Source organism: Nocardioides sp., from assembly GCF_031397825.1.
Classification (GTDB): Bacteria; Actinomycetota; Actinomycetes; order Propionibacteriales; family Nocardioidaceae; genus Nocardioides.
In genome coordinates this window covers 1-14,495 of the sequence record NZ_JANNML010000191.1, presented here as the reverse complement: position 1 = coordinate 14,495, position 14,495 = coordinate 1, and the positions used below count along the sequence as shown (strand labels likewise).

General features: G+C 69.9%; 11 protein-coding genes and 1 pseudogene. 7 read left to right on the top strand and 5 right to left on the bottom strand.

Annotated features, from left to right (window positions below):
- The first annotated feature begins 248 nt into the window (after window positions 1-248).
- Together RMN98_RS16390 and RMN98_RS16385 are read left to right on the top strand one after the other, a co-directional pair.
- The gene (locus tag RMN98_RS16390) at window positions 249-2,144 is read left to right on the top strand and encodes a DUF4012 domain-containing protein (protein WP_309649885.1); all 1,896 of its coding nucleotides are present in this window, start codon (window positions 249-251) and stop codon (window positions 2,142-2,144) included.
- Window positions 2,145-2,253: 109 nt separating this feature from the next.
- Window positions 2,254-3,411 carry a glycosyltransferase gene (locus RMN98_RS16385; RefSeq protein ID WP_309649884.1) on the top strand — a complete coding sequence of 386 codons (1,158 nt, stop codon included), beginning with the start codon at window positions 2,254-2,256 and terminating at the stop codon, window positions 3,409-3,411.
- Here RMN98_RS16385 and RMN98_RS16380 read toward each other — a convergent pair.
- Both RMN98_RS16380 and RMN98_RS16375 read right to left on the bottom strand, forming a co-directional pair.
- Entirely contained in the window at window positions 3,392-4,513 is a 1,122-nt protein-coding gene (locus RMN98_RS16380) for a hypothetical protein (protein ID WP_309649883.1), read from the bottom strand. The genes RMN98_RS16385 and RMN98_RS16380 overlap by 20 nt on opposite strands.
- A 279-nt stretch (window positions 4,514-4,792) precedes the next feature.
- Window positions 4,793-6,064 (bottom strand): hypothetical protein, encoded by a 1,272-nt coding sequence (locus tag RMN98_RS16375; RefSeq protein ID WP_309649882.1) that lies wholly within the window; start codon window positions 6,062-6,064, stop codon window positions 4,793-4,795.
- A 168-nt stretch (window positions 6,065-6,232) separates the two neighbouring features.
- Between RMN98_RS16375 and RMN98_RS16370 the strand changes: the two genes are divergently transcribed.
- From RMN98_RS16370 to RMN98_RS16360, 3 genes are all read left to right on the top strand, one after another.
- Window positions 6,233-7,030: a deoxyribonuclease IV gene (locus RMN98_RS16370; RefSeq protein ID WP_309649881.1), complete on the top strand. Its 798-nt coding sequence runs from the start codon at window positions 6,233-6,235 to the stop codon at window positions 7,028-7,030.
- A 62-nt stretch (window positions 7,031-7,092) separates the two neighbouring features.
- A complete protein-coding gene (locus RMN98_RS16365; protein ID WP_309649880.1) occupies window positions 7,093-8,253 on the top strand; it encodes a peptidoglycan bridge formation glycyltransferase FemA/FemB family protein in 1,161 nt (386 codons plus the stop codon).
- Window positions 8,254-8,265: 12 nt separating this feature from the next.
- Window positions 8,266-9,321, top strand: a complete 1,056-nt coding sequence (locus RMN98_RS16360; protein ID WP_309649879.1) for an alanine racemase — start codon at window positions 8,266-8,268, stop codon at window positions 9,319-9,321.
- On the opposite strand, the gene RMN98_RS16355 is transcribed toward RMN98_RS16360, so the two are convergent.
- From RMN98_RS16355 to RMN98_RS16345, 3 genes are read right to left on the bottom strand one after another with little or no spacing between them, the layout of a single operon-like run.
- Entirely contained in the window at window positions 9,282-10,751 is a 1,470-nt protein-coding gene (locus RMN98_RS16355) for a glycosyltransferase 87 family protein (RefSeq protein WP_309649878.1), read from the bottom strand. The genes RMN98_RS16360 and RMN98_RS16355 overlap by 40 nt on opposite strands.
- Before the next feature lie 10 nt (window positions 10,752-10,761).
- Window positions 10,762-11,592, bottom strand: a complete 831-nt coding sequence (locus tag RMN98_RS16350) for a penicillin-binding transpeptidase domain-containing protein (protein ID WP_309649877.1) — start codon at window positions 11,590-11,592, stop codon at window positions 10,762-10,764.
- A gap of 46 nt (window positions 11,593-11,638) precedes the next feature.
- On the bottom strand, window positions 11,639-13,057 hold the full coding sequence (locus RMN98_RS16345; RefSeq protein WP_309649876.1) for a transglycosylase domain-containing protein: 1,419 nt from the start codon (window positions 13,055-13,057) through the stop codon (window positions 11,639-11,641).
- Window positions 13,058-13,164: 107 nt separating this feature from the next.
- Between RMN98_RS16345 and RMN98_RS16340 the strand changes: the two genes are divergently transcribed.
- Together RMN98_RS16340 and RMN98_RS16335 are read left to right on the top strand one after the other, a co-directional pair.
- Window positions 13,165-13,755 carry a PadR family transcriptional regulator gene (locus RMN98_RS16340; RefSeq protein WP_309649875.1) on the top strand — a complete coding sequence of 197 codons (591 nt, stop codon included), beginning with the start codon at window positions 13,165-13,167 and terminating at the stop codon, window positions 13,753-13,755.
- Between the two features lie 92 nt (window positions 13,756-13,847).
- Window positions 13,848-14,495, top strand: a pseudogene (locus RMN98_RS16335) (inositol-3-phosphate synthase); the annotation flags it as partial.

The following is a 14,495-nucleotide window of genomic DNA, read 5'->3' as shown; positions in this document are numbered from 1 at the left end:
GGCGACGACGTCGCACCCGACCTCACGGCCGATGCGGAAGACGCGGGGCGCATCGGCGCTCCACGTCTGCGTGGAGGACTGGATGCTGATGGCGCTCATGGCGACCTCCTGGTGCGGGACGGGCTGAGCCTAGGCGCATCCGAGGCCGCAGGCGATGAGATCCCCCGACGGGCACCGACGCATGACCGGCGGCCGGGGCCCGCACCACCCCGCAGGAGGAGCACGCCGGGTCTGAGAGGATGCCCGGCATGTCCACCCCGCCCGGCGAGACCGCAGCGGCTACCAGCGAGCGCTCGAGCCGCTGGCCGCTGCGCCGACGGCTGACGTGGCTGGTGGGCAGCTTTCTCGCCCTGATGTTCCTGCTCGCCATCCCGCTCATCCTCGTTCAGCACTTCGCCCATGAGGCACGCGATGAGCTGACAGCGGCCCAGGACGCCTTCGGCTCAGGTGACTTCGCCCAGGCGCAGGAACACGTGCAGGACGCGCGTCGCGACGTCACGATCGCCAGGATCGCGACCGATGGCCCCAGCGGAGTGCTCTGGGGCCTCGTCCCCGTCGTGGGCGGGACCGTCCACGACGTGGGCCACCTGGTCTCTGCCCTCGACGACGCCACCGCGATCGCTGAGACGGGGGTCGAGCTCTATCCTCAGATCTCCGGCGACGACGCGACGCTCTTGAGCGACGGCACGGTCGACCTCGCCACTCTCGAGAAGGTGCTGGCCGGTGTGCGGGCGAGCGGGAGCCGCCTCGAGGACGCCACCGCCTCCCTCGACCAGATCCGGGGGGACCTCCCGGGGTTCGGAGCCGAGGTGCTCGCGGCGCGAGACCAGGCCAGGGCAAGCCTCGAGCCTCTTGCGGAGGGGTACGTCGCCGCGGAGCCGCTGATCTCGAGGCTGCCAGCCCTGCTCGGCGCCGAGGGCGACAAGGACTACCTCATCGCCTTGTTGAACCCCTCCGAGCTCCGCTACTCCGGCGGCGCAGCGCTCTCGCTGGCTCCGTTGACCGTCACCGACGGCACCCTCGAGATCGGTGACTCGATCGACCTCGACTCCTACGAGGGCATCAACGACCCGCTGGAGTGGCCCCGGGTGGCCGGCAACAGGTTCACGGGGATCAGCTTCAAGTCCTCGACCCTGGCGCCGTCCTGGAACGTCGCCGGCGAGGAGCTCCTGCGCGCGTGGCGAGCCCTCAGCGGCGACCGCTACGACGGAGTCATCGCGGTGGACGCGGTCGCACTCTCCCGGCTCTTCGCCCTGACCGGGCCACTCGACGTGGCGGGCTACCCCACGCTGACCGGTGCCAACCTGGTGCAGACCCTGGTCGGGAGCTACGACCTCTACTCCGATCCGGAACAGCGCGACCGCCTCAACGCCGCCCTGATCACAGCCTTCCGCGGCAAGCTGCTCGACGGCGGCATGTTCGCGGAGAAGCTGTCGATCGTGCGTCAGGCAGCGGACGGAGGACACCTGGCGATCTACGTGCGGGACCAGGAGGCCAGACGTGGGTTGTACGAGTACGGCCTCAGCGGTGACCTGTCGCCCGTGACGTCAGGTGACTACCTCGGTGTCTTCACCCAGAACTTCAACCAGAGCAAGATGGACTTCTGGCAGCGCCGCACCGCGACCTCGGAGGTGCGGTTGGACGCAGACGGCACTGCCCGGGTGCGACTTCGCGTGGTGGTGGACAACACCAGCCCGCCGTACCAGCAACCTGGCACCGACCCGGGCATCGGCTACTTCACCCGCGACCTGGGCATCACGCTGGCGACGTTCCTGCCGCCTGAGGCCACGGACCTCGAAGCCGCCTGGCAGGGAGAGGCCCTCGACGCAACTCTCCGCTCGTTCCAGGGGCACCAGTACTTCACCGCCACGGAGACCCTTCCCACCGGCGGCCGGGCTGTGCTCGAGGCGACGTACACCGTCCCCGACGCCGCCTCCGTCGCGCCGGACGGCTCGCTGAGCTACGAGCTCACCCTGGACCCCCAGGCGATGGTCAACCCCCAGACGTCAGACGTGACGGTGCACTTTCCGGCTGGCTTCGACGTGACAGGGCTGCCCGATGGCTGGAGCCCCGTTGCTGATGGAGCCCGCATCAGGATCCCGCTGGACGGCACTCCTACGTGGACGCTGGAAGCCGCGCCGTGACCGACCGGACCCGCCGCATCGACGATGGGAGCGACCAGCCGCACGGGTGGTCCTGGGGGCCGCAGGGACTCAGCGAGTCGGCCGCGCAGCTCCTGAGAAGGGGATCATCGTGCACATCGCCATGATCGGGACTCGTGGCGTGCCGGCGAGGTACGGCGGGTTCGAGACCGCTGTCGAGGAGATCGGCTCCCGCCTCGCCGAGATGGGCCACGACGTCACCGTCTACTGCCGCAATCCCGGCCAGAGCCAGCGCGAGCACCTGGGCATGCGCCTGGTCAACCTTCCTGCGGTGCGCAGACGCTCGCTGGAGACGCTCAGCCACACCTTCCTGTCCATCGTGCACAGCATGGTCCGCAAGCCGGACGTCGCGGTCATGTTCAATGCGGGCAACGCTCCCTTCATCCGACTCCTGCGAGCTCGCGGTATCCCGTTCGCGATCCACATGGACGGCTTGGAGTGGAAGAGGTCCAAGTGGCAGGGCAACGGGGCGCGCTACTACCGCTGGGCCGAGAGGGCTGCCGCTGGATCAGGGGCCGCACTGATCGCCGACGCGCACGGGATCGCCGAGCACCTGCACCAGTCCTACGGGGTCGAGTCCTACTACATCCCCTACGGCGCCACCATCGCCTACCCCCGTGACGACCGTCTGGGCGAGCTCGGCCTCCGAGCACACGAGTTCCACCTCGTGGTCGCCAGGATGGAGCCGGAGAACCACGTCGACCTGATCGTCGGCGGCTACGTGGCGAGCGGTTCGACGCGGCCGCTCGTCGTGGTCGGAACAGCTCCCTACGGATCCTCGTTCACGGCCAAGATCGATGGGATGGCTGCACGCAGCGGCCAGGTCATGATGCTGGGCGCCCTCTGGGACCAGGAGCTGCTCGACCAGCTCTACGGCAACGCCCGCAGCTACCTGCACGGCCATTCCGTCGGCGGGACCAACCCCTCACTTCTCCGAGCGCTGGGCTCTGGAGCTCCGGTGTCGGCGTTCGACGTGAACTTCAACCGGGAGGTCGCCGGGCCGGAGGCCCAGTACTTCCACGACGTGGACTCGGTGGCCGAGTGCATCCGGGTCGACGACTCAGCCTCGACACGACACGAACGGGGAGAACGCGGGCGGCGCGCCGTGAAGAACCTGTATGCCTGGGACCGCGTGGCCCGCGACTACGAGAAGATGCTCCAGGAGCTGATGGCGCAGCAGGCCGACCGGCGTCGACGCCCCCGGGCCTGGCTCCGCAAGCCCTGGCGCATCACCCGGAGATCACCATGATCGGAGCCTGACCCACCGACACCGTGCAGCCGTCGGGGCAGCGAGTGCTCCTTCCGGCCGCGTCCGTCCACGTGCCTGCCGGCCCCTCGACCTCGATGCGAGCCGGCCCTCCGGTCGGCTTCCACCAGAACGTCCGCGTCCCGACCCCCGTCCGCGCCGTGCATGTCCAGGTTCCCGCGCTGGACTCACAGGCACTCACGCGTGTCCCGTCGAGCCACTCGCGGATCGTGGAGAAGGCCCGGCCAGCCAGTGTCGGTGTCGAGAGATCGGGCTCGGTCAGCAGCGTGTTGGCGATCGGCTGAAGGTCCCAGCGGTACCAGTAGACCCGCTGCACTCCCAGGCCCGCGTTGAGGAGATACGTGCGCATGAGGAAGGCCCGCTGTCGCTCGGCCGGGATGGCGGGCGGCGTCGGGCCCCCCAGGAGCCCGAAGTTGATCTCCGTGTTCCACACCGGGACGTCGACTCCGTGCTCGTCGAGGACGTCGCCAGCCAGTTCGAACAGGCTGACCTGCGTCTCCGGCGGATCCTCGGCGGGAGGGTAGAGATGGACGGCCGCCGCGTCGACGGCTGACGCCAGGTCGATCCCGCGCGACTGCCAGGACCAGAACTCGTCGAAGTAGCGCTGTTGGCTCGACAGCCGGAGGGCGAAGGCAGGTGCAACGACGGTGGCCTGCGGCACCACCTGACGGATCGACCGGCTGGCCGACACCGTGAGCTCGGCCATCTGCTTCGTGGTCCCGGCCCAGTAGCCGACCACGTTGGCCTCGTTCCACACCTGGTAGTCGATGCGGTCGCCGTAGCGCTGAGCCACTTCGGTGACGTAACGACGCCAGGCACCCAGGTCCGGCATCGCGGCTGCTCCCGGTCCGTACGCCGACTCGGGTGCGGGTCCGAGCGCGTGGAAGGCCGGGGTCTGCCCCAGCACGAGGAGCGGACGGGCGTCGACGGACTCAGCCGCCGCCACCGCGGTGTCCAACGCGTCCCAGGTGAACTGCCCCGGGGCCGTCTCCAGCTCGCGCCAGCTCGTGCCGGAGTCCCACAGACGCAGGGCACCGACGGCTGCGGCCGGGGTCAGGCCCTGGGTCGCACGTCCGTCGTGCATCCCGAAGAAGGTGGAGCGCACCGGGGCCGAGGCCCGCTGGGTGTCCTCCGGATCATCCTGGGGCACCTCTGGCGCAGGTGCAGGCGTCGGGGACGGCGAGGGTGGTGCCGAGCTCGTGGGGGCGGGAGCCGCGCCTCCCGGCTCCCCCGACCCACCGTCGTCCGTGCAGGCGGAGACGGTCAGGACAGGGAGAGCCAGGAGCGCGACGAGACGCCGACGGGCACGAGCTTGCGGCATGAGTTCCTCACGTCGACGGTGGTGCTGCCGTGGCTTGGTCGATCAGCGACGCGACGTCACCATGATGGGCGTGTAGCCGACCTTGACGGCGTAGCGTCCCTGACGAGTGGTGACCTTGCCGCTGAGGTTGGTCACCTTCTTGGTGGACCGGGGCGTGAAGACCTGGACCGCCTTGCCGGACGGCTTCCAGTAGAAGCGACGCACCTCGGTGCGGCTCTTGCGCGCCACGCAGGTGTAGAGACCCTTCAGCTTGCCCGTGCGGGCCTGCGAGCAGCTGCTGGTCTGGGTGCCGATGAGCCACCCGTGCACCTCGTTCCACGCGTTGCCCGCCCGCGTGCGGGTGGTGCGGTCGTCCTGGACGAGGTGGGTGTTGGCGATGTCCCCCTGGGCCCAGGAGTACCAGAACATGCGGCGGATCGAGCTGGCGGCGTTGAGCACGAGCGTGCGGGCGACGTAGGCCGCCTGCTTGGCGTCCGGGATCGGCGTGGCCGTCGGACCGCCCAGCAGCCCGTAGTTGATCTCGGTGTTCCACATCGGCTTGGCGCGTGCGGCCTTGGGCAGCAGCTTCTTGGCGAGCGCCAGGAGCTTCATGCCGTCCTCGGGTGCCTGGTTGGCCACCGGGTAGAGGTGGACCCCGATGACGTCGACCAGGCTGGCCATCGAGCTCCCGCCGGACTTGGCCTGCCAGTAGGCCTTGAACCAGCGCTGCTGGGTCGGAAGCCGGAGGGGGAATCCAGGTGCCACGAGCGTGGCCTTGGCGCCGATGACGTTGACGAGGATCTCGCTGGCCGTGTCGGTCAGGAGCGCCATCTGGCGCACGGTGCCCGACCAGTAGTTGATGACGTTGGGCTCGTTCCAGACCTGGTAGTCGACGGTGGTGCCGTACTTACTTGCCACCGCACGGACGTAGGCCTTCCAGGCGTCCAGGCGCGGCATGCTGGTGGCTCCGTCACCGTAGGCGCCGGGTGCCATGGGCTTCTCGGCGTGGAACTGGGGCGTCTGCCCGAGCACCAGCAGGGGGCGAAGCTTCTTGGCACGGGCGTTGGTGACCGCGCGGTCGAGGGCGGACCAGTCATAGGTCCCGGGGATCTTCTCGATCTCACGCCAGGTCACCCCCGAGTCCCACAGCCGGATGCTGCCGAGCTTGACGGTGGGGATCGAGCCGTTGGCGATCTGGGTGTCGTGCATGCCGAAGAAGTCCGGCCGGACCTTCTGCGCCTGCGCCGGCGAGACGAACGCCACCAGCATCAGGGAGACCACCAGGCTGGGGATCACCGCCAGCCGCGCAAAGGATCGAGCATTGATGGTGGTCATGGGCTCCCCAAGAATGTGGTGTGGCCCGATGCCCTCCGGTCACCGGGATCGTCAGGGTAACCCAGATAGTTAAGGGACGCGATCGCTGTCGCGGGCCCCTCCTTCCCCGACGTCGTGCCCGGATCACGCGACCGGAGCCGGGTCGGCAGGGTCCCTACGATGGGCCGCATGACGACTCTCGCCATCGGCGCTCACGTCGACCAGACCGACCCGCTGGCCGAGGCGAAGGCGCGCAACGCGCCGCTCGTGCAGTTCTTCCTCGGTGACCCGCAGGGCTACCAGGGACCCGAGTTCGCCTACGCCGGCGGCGCGGAGGGCCTGAAGGCCGATGCGGAGGCGGCGGGTATCGACCTCTACGTCCACGCGCCCTACATCATCAACGTCGCCACGACCAACAACCGGATCCGCATCCCCAGCCGCAAGCTGCTCCAGCAGCACGTCGACGCCGCGGCCTCGATCGGCGCCAAGGGCCTGATCGTGCACGGCGGCCACGTCAATAAGGCCGACGACCCGGCCACGGGGTTCGACAACTGGCGCAAGGCCGTCGAGGCGACCGACCTCAAGCTCCCGCTCCTCATCGAGAACACCGCGGGCGGCGACAACGCGATGACCCGCTACCTCGAGCGCATCGGTCGCGTGTGGGACGCCATCTCCGGCACCGAGCAGGCCGACCAGGTCGGCTTCTGCCTGGACACCTGCCACGCCCACGCCGGCGGCAACCCGCTCGAGACCGTCGTGTCCGACGTCCTCGCGATCACCGGCCGCATCGACCTGGTCCACTGCAACGACAGCCGCGACCAGTTCGACTCCGGTGCCGACCGGCACGCCAACTTCGGTGCCGGGACGATCGACCCCGACCTGCTCGCCGCGGTCGTCCGCGACGCCGGCGCCCCGGTCGTCTGCGAGACCCCCGGCCCCGCCGACGCCCACGTCGCCGACTTCGCCTGGCTGCGCGAGCGCCTCTGACCCGTTCCCGGTCGCACGGACCAGGACACGGCCCGCGGCCGCCCGGCCGGTAGCCTCGAGACGTGGCTGCCACCGGGTTGAGCGTGCGAGTGATCTCCGAGGAGGAGCACCTCTCCTTCCTCGCGACCCGGAGGTCGGCGAGCTTCCTGCAGACTCCCGCATGGGGCAGGGTCAAGAGCGAGTGGCGCCGCGAGTCCCTCGGCTGGCACCGGGACGGGTCAGCGGGTGAGCTCGTCGGCACCGCGCTGGTGCTCTACCGCCAGCTCCCCAAGGTCAAGCGCTACCTCGCCTACCTGCCTGAGGGCCCGGTGATCGACTGGGACACCGAGGAGCTCGGCGCCTGGCTCGCCCCCCTCACCGGCCACCTCAGGTCCCAGGGCGCCTTCGGCGTCCGCATGGGCCCCCCGGTCGTCACCCGCCGCTGGTCGGCGGCCCAGGTCAAGGACGGCATCGCCGACGAGTCCGTACGACGTCTCGACGACCTCGCCCCCACCGAGCGGTCCGCCACGGGTGCCCGTGTCGTGTCCCAGCTCGACGAGCTGGGCTGGCGCCGTCAGGTCGCCGAGGGCGGCTTCGCGGCCGGCCAGCCGCAGTACGTCTTCCAGGTCCCGCTCACCGACACGGCCACGGGCGAGCCGCGCACCGAGGACGACGTCCTCAAGGCGATGAACCAGCTGTGGCGGCGCAACATCAAGAAGGCCGCCAAGCTCGGTGTCGAGGTCACCTCGACCAGCGGCACCGCCGCGCTGGAGGACCTGAAGGCCTTCCACGACCTCTACGTCCACACCGCCGAGCGCGACCACTTCACCCCTCGCCCGCTGTCCTACTTCCAGACCATGGTCGAGGCGCTCGGCTCCGAGAGCCCGGACCGGATCACGTTGTGGTTCGCGCGCCACGAGGGCGACCTGGTCGCGTCCACCATCGCGATCCGCGTCGGCGCCCATGCGTGGTACTCCTACGGCGCCTCCTCCACCGAGAAGCGCGACGTCCGCGGCTCCAACGCGATCCAGTGGGCGATGATCCAGGACGCGCTGACGGCCGGCGCCGACGTCTACGACCTGCGCGGCATCACCGACACCCTCGACGCGGACGACTCCCACGTGGGGCTCATCCAGTTCAAGGTCGGCACGGGCGGCGAGGCCGTCGAGTACGCCGGCGAGTGGGACTTCCCGCTCAACCGCGCCCTCTACACGGCGTTCGACCTCTACATGAAGCGCCGCTGAGGAGCGACGAGCATGAGCCTGATCCTCTCCGTCGACGGTGACCGGTGGCGCGCGCACCTGCGCGCCGTGGCCGACGCCAACCCCGGCCTGGTGCCCGTCATCAAGGGCAACGGCTACGGGTTCACCCGTGGCCGGCTCGCCCGCAAGGCCCAGTGGCTCGGCGTCGACACCATCGCGGTCGGCACCTACGACGAGCTCGAGCACGTGCGGACCCGCTTCGACGGCAGCCTGCTGGTGCTCACCCCGTGGCGTCCCTTCGGCAGCGCGCTCGAGGTCGACCCCGCGCTGGCCGACCGGGTCGTCCACACGATCGGCCGCGTCGAGGACCTGGTGGGCCTGCTGTCGAGCCAGCCCGACGCCCGGCTGGTGCTCGAGCGGATGACCTCGATGCAGCGCCACGGCTTCTCGGCCCGCGAGCTCTGGGCAGCGGCCGGCACGCTGCAGCGCTTCCCGCGCGCCCGACTCGACGGCATCGCCATGCACCTCCCGCTGGCGCAGGGCTCCCACCTGGCAGAGGTCAGCCGGCTGATGAACGACGTCGTCGCCGCCGGCCTCGACACCCGCACCATCTGGGTCAGCCACCTCACCGACACCGAGCTCGCCGCCCTGCGCAGCTCCTACGCCGACTACACCGTGCGTCCGCGCATCGGCACCGACCTCTGGCTCGGTGACCGCACCGCGCTGCACGTCACGGCCACCGTCCTCGACGTGCACGACCTCGAGCGCGGCGATGCCTTCGGCTACCGCGCCCGGACTGCGCCCAAGAGCGGGCACCTGCTGATCGTCAGCGGCGGCACGGCGCACGGCATCGGCCTCGAGGCGCCCCAGGGCGCCTCCTCGATCAAGGCGCGGGCCGCGACGCTGGCCCGCGGTGGCATGGACGCGGTCGGCTTCGTCCGCTCGCCGTTCTCCACCGACGGCAAGCAGCGCCTCTTCGCCGAGCCGCCGCACATGCAGGCCTCGATGTTGTTCCTCCCCGCGGGCGCGCGGGTGCCGGCCATCGGCGAGCGGATCGACGTGCGGGTGCGCTACACCGCGACGGCGTTCGACCGCGTCGTCGTGTCCTGACCCTCGTCGTCCCCCATGTCGTCCGAGGACCCCGGGTCGACCGGTCGCTCGACCGGGTCGCGCCAGGGTCGCGCCACGTCGCGCACCACGAGCGCCACGAGGTAGAGCTCGCAGGCCATCCGCACGATGATCGCGACCCAGTAGAACCCGGAGTCGCCGCCGCGCGACGGCTCGAGGAATCCACCGAGGTACCACCACACCGAGGCGAAGTAGAGGACCTCCCCGGCCTGCCAGACGAGCTGGTCGCGCCACCGCGGTCGGGCCAGCACGGCGAGGGGCAGCAGCCACAGGACGTACTGCGGTGAGTAGACCTTGTTGACCAGCAGGAAGCCTGCGACGACGAGGAACCCGAGCTGCGCGAGGCGCGGCGTCTCCGGTGCGAGCAGGCCGAGCGCGAGCACCCCGGCGCACCAGACGCCGAAGAAGAGCAGCGAGCCGTCGTTGATCGTGTCGGCCGACAGCGACAGGTCACCGGCCTGGCTGACCACCAGCCAGATCGAGCCGAGGTCGGCGCCCCGGTCGGAGTTGAAGGACCAGAAGACCCTCCACTCCGTCGGGCTCGCGACGTACGCCGGCAGGTTGGTCAGCACCCAGGCCGCGGCCGCTCCCGCGGCTGCGACACCCAGGTCACGCCAGCGGCGCTGCCGTGCACAGATGATGAGCAGCCCCCCGAGCAGGAACAACGGGTAGAGCTTGGCGGCCGTCCCGAGCCCGATCAGCACCCCGGTCAGCACCGGCCGGTCCCGGGCCCAGGCCCACAGCGCGCCGGCGACGAGGGCCACCGCGAGCAGGTCCCAGTTGACCATGCCGGTCAGCGCCAGGGCCGGCGCGAGGGCGAACATCGCGGCGTCCCAGGGACGCCGTGGGTTGACCTTGGTCAGCAGCGCGGCCGCGAGGATCGTCAGAAGCCCCAGGCCGACCGCGTTGACCGCGACGTAGAGCCGGGTCTCGGCCAGCACCTCCGGGTCGGTCTGGAGCTCGCCGACGCTCATCTTGTAACGCCGCTCGAGGTCGGGCGAGCCGTTGAGCCAGTGGGTGACCAGCGAGGTGCCCCACGCCCAGTAGGAGATCCCGACGGGGTACTCCATGGACTCGTAGCGCGCCCGCACCTGCTCGTCGTCGGTGTAGGGGTAGGTCTCCTCGACGAAGCCGCGCAGCGTGTAGAGGTAGGGCAGGTCGGAGTAGCACATCGCCGAGTAGCGGGTGTCGCCCTCGATCCAGGTGCCCTCGACGCACGGCGCCTTCTGCACCAGGCCCAGCGCGAAGCCGACGGCCGCCATGAGCACGACCGCGCGCAGCGGTGTCCACCACCGCGCCCGGCCGGCGCGAGAGCCGACCGGCCCGCCCACGCCCTCGCTCAGCACGGCGAGGATCGGGTCGTCCTGGGTCGGGTGGACGTGGCCGTTCCCGGGCGCCCCCGTGCCGGTCACCGCTCGCGCGTCACGCGTCGTACGACGAGCGGTAGCCGCGCGAGGCGGCCGCCGACGGGCTCGGCGGCGCGCTCGACGCAGGCGGCTCGCTGCTCGGCGGCGGCTCCTCCGACGGGCTCGGCGTCTGGCAGCCCAGCACACCGCACGACGGGGTCGGCGTCGGCGTGGGGGTCGGCGTCGGGCTCGGCGTGGGAGTCGGGGTCGGGGTCGGGGTGGGGGTCGGCGACGTGGTCGTCTCGGACGGCCTCGGCGGCTTGCGCGTCGGCTCGGGGGCCGGCGGCGGGGTGACCACGGGGGTGTGGCCGTCCTCGGGCGCCTCGCCGTCGACGTAGACCGGCTCCGGGAACTCCTCGACCTCCTCGCCCTCCATGGCCCGCTGCATGACCGCGAGCCAGGTGGACGTGGGGAAGGCGGAGCCGAAGTAGGACGGCAGCCAGCCGTCGAGCTGGTCGTCGCCGTCGCCGCGCACGTACATCACGGCGGTGGCCAGCTGCGGCGTGTAGCCGACGAACCACGCCGAGGAGACCTGGTCCTTGGTGTTGGTCGCCGTGCCGGTCTTGCCGGCGGCGGGGTACTCGAGGTCTCCGGCCGTGCGGCCGGTGCCGTCGGCGACGGTCTCCTGGAGCGCGAAGGAGACGTCGGCCGCGATGTCGGGGTCGAGCACCTCCTCGGCGGTGGACTTGTAGTCGTAGACCGTCTCGCCCGTGGCGTCGACGACCTTGTCGATCACGTGGACCTCGGAGCGCTGCCCACCCGCGGCGAGCGTGGCGTAGGTGTTGGCCATGTTGATGGCGCTGACCCGGGCCTTGCCGAGCGTGATCAGGGTGTCCTCGGGGAGCATGTCGACCGAGCGGGTGGGGATGCCGGGGAACTTCTTCGAGGACTCCTCACCCGGGATGCCCCAGCTTGCGGGCCATGTCGTAGATCTTCTGCGGACCGTCCTCCATGCCGTCGGACATGTCGACGAAGGCGGTGTTGATGGACTGCTCCATCGCGTAGATCGCGTCGACCGAGGAGCCGTAGTTGTTGCCGGTGCCGGGTCCCTCGTTCTGCACCTCGAGGCCGTCGGGGAACACGAAGGGCGAGTTGCCCTCGAAGGTGTCCTCCAGCGAGTAGCCGTCCTTGATCGCCGCCGCCAGCGTCACGGCCTTCATCGTGGAGCCGACCATGCCGCCGGCCGAGGCCCAGTTGATCTGGGAGTCGAGGTAGTCCTGACCGCCGTAGAAGCCGCGCAGGGCCCCGGTGCCGGGCTCGACCGAGGCGACCGCGACGTGCAGCTCCTTGTCCTTGAAGCCCTCGGGCCGCTGCTCGAGCACGCCGTCCTTGGCCGCGTCCATCGCCTTCTGGGTGAAGGTCGTGGTGATGCGCAGGCCCTGACCGTCGATCTCCTCGTCGGTGAAGCCGAGGCGGTTGAGCTCGTCACGCACCAGCTTGAGCGCGTGACCCCGCTGGCCGCCGTAGGTGCTCTCGGCATCGAGCTCGGGGAACCTCGGGAGGTTCTCGCGGGCCTGCTCGGCCTCGTCGGCGTCGATGAAGTCCAGCTCGGCCATGCCGTCGAGCACGAACTGGTAGCGACCCTTGAGGGCCGCCTTGGCGTCCTTGCCGTTGGCCGGGTCGAAGCTCGTCGGGTTGTTGAGCACGCTGGCCAGCACCGCCGACTGCTGCAGGCTGAGGTCCTTCGCGGGCTTCTCGAAGTAGGCCTGGGCCGCCGCCTGCACGCCGTAGGCGCCGCGACCGAAGTAGATGGTGTTGAGGTAGCCCTCGAGGATCTCGGACTTGGTCTGCTGGCGCTGCAGCTTGAGCGAGAGGATCGCCTCCTTGACCTTGCGGGTCAGGGAGCGCTCCTGGGTGAGGTAGAGGATCTTCACGTACTGCTGGGTGATCGTCGAGGCGCCCTGGGTGCTGTTGCCCTGGGCGTTGCTGAAGGCGGCGCGCAGGATGCCCTTGGGGTCGATGCCGCTGTCGGTCCAGAAGGTGCGGTTCTCGGCGGCGATGACCGCGTCCTTGAGCGTCTGCGGCATCTCGTCGAGCGGGATCGAGTCACGGTCCTGGATCGCGAAGCGGCCGATCTCGTCCTCGCCGTTGTTGTAGTAGACGAAGGACGTCTCGGTCTTGAAGTCGGCGTTGGGGTTGGGGACCTCGATGGTGTTGTAGAGCACGGCGAAGGCGCCGACCCCCATCAGGGCGAGGACCAGCGACACGATCGCGGTCCACTTCGCGGCCTTCTTGCTCCGCGACTTCCAGGTCTTGGGCTCGGTGACAGCCCGCTTCACAGCGGGTCCGTCGGCCCTGCGCTTGCCTCTCACGGATGAGGAGCCTACGCAACAGACCCGCAGACCCCCAGACGTCGGACGTGACGCGCGCGATAGGTCCAGAATTCCTAGTTCATGGATATATCGCTACGATAGGTCTCATGGCACGTCGCGGAGAGACCATCGAGCTGGCAGTCCTCGGACTGCTGCACGAGGGACCGATGCACGGCTACGAGCTGCGCAAGCGGCTCAACCTGATGCTGGGCTGGAGCCGGGTGCTGAGCTACGGCTCGCTCTACCCGGCCCTGAAGAAGATGCTCCGCGGTGCCCTCATCGAGGAGGTCACCACCCTGCCGACGCCCGGGATCCCGGTCAACCGCCGCCCCCGGATCGTCTACCAGGTCACCAACCTCGGCACCGCCGAGTTCACCCGCCTGATGTCGGAGGTCGGTCCCACGGCATGGGAGGACGACAACTTCGACATCCGTTTCGCCTTCTTCGGCAGCACCGACATGGAGATCCGGCTCCGTGTCCTCGAGGGTCGACGCACGCGGCTGCAGGAGCGGCTCGACCGCGTGCAGTCGCAGCTGTCGATGACCCAGGCCGAGGTCGACCGCTACGCCGCGGAGCTCCAGCGCCACGGCGTCGAGTCGGTCGAGCGCGAGGTCCGGTGGCTCTCGGACCTCATCAACGCCGAGCGCAACCCCGACCAGGTGGCCCTCAGACCGCCCACGGAGCAACCCCAGCAATGACCCAGCAATGACCGAGCAATGACCCGCACCACCCCCGTCTCGCAGCAGCACCAGCACGGCCTCCAGAGAAGTCACCAGGAAGGAAACCCCTCATGGGTTCGGTACGAGTAGCAATCGTGGGAGTGGGCAACTGCGCCACCTCCCTGATCCAGGGCGTCGAGTACTACCGCAACGCCGACCCCGACGGGACCGTCCCCGGTCTGATGCACGTGATGTTCGGCGACTACCACGTCAAGGACGTGGAGTTCGTGGCCGCGTTCGACGTCGACGACAAGAAGGTCGGCAAGGACCTCTCCGAGGCCATCAACGCCTCCGAGAACAACACGATCAAGATCGCCGACGTCCCCACCCTGGGCATCGACGTCCAGCGCGGCCCGACCCTCGACGGGCTCGGCAAGTACTACCGCATGACCATCGAGGAGTCCGGCGCGGACCCCGTCGACGTCGTGCAGGTCCTCAAGGACACCCAGGCCGACGTGATGGTCTCCTACCTCCCGGTGGGCTCCGAGGAGGCCGACAAGTTCTACGCACAGTGCGCCATCGACGCCGGCGTCGGCTTCGTCAACGCCCTGCCCGTCTTCATCGCCTCCGACCCCGTTTGGGCCAAGAAGTTCGAGGACGCCGGCGTCCCGATCGTCGGCGACGACATCAAGTCGCAGGTCGGCGCCACCATCACGCACCGCGTGATGGCCAAGCTGTTCGAGGACCGCGGCGTCGCGCTGGACCGCACCTACCAGCTC

Bases quoted from the DNA above. Each gene is read 5' to 3' on its own strand.
- RMN98_RS16390 (WP_309649885.1), top strand. From the start codon at position 249: ATGTCCACCCCGCCCGGCGAGACCGCAGCGGCTACCAGCGAGCGCTCG.
- RMN98_RS16380 (WP_309649883.1), bottom strand. From the start codon at position 4,513: ATGCACGACGGACGTGCGACCCAGGGCCTGACCCCGGCCGCAGCCGTC.
- RMN98_RS16375 (WP_309649882.1), bottom strand. From the start codon at position 6,064: ATGACCACCATCAATGCTCGATCCTTTGCGCGGCTGGCGGTGATCCCC.
- RMN98_RS16370 (WP_309649881.1), top strand. From the start codon at position 6,233: ATGACGACTCTCGCCATCGGCGCTCACGTCGACCAGACCGACCCGCTG.
- RMN98_RS16360 (WP_309649879.1), top strand. From the start codon at position 8,266: ATGAGCCTGATCCTCTCCGTCGACGGTGACCGGTGGCGCGCGCACCTG.
- RMN98_RS16350 (WP_309649877.1), bottom strand. From the start codon at position 11,592: ATGCTCCCCGAGGACACCCTGATCACGCTCGGCAAGGCCCGGGTCAGC.
- RMN98_RS16340 (WP_309649875.1), top strand. From the start codon at position 13,165: ATGGCACGTCGCGGAGAGACCATCGAGCTGGCAGTCCTCGGACTGCTG.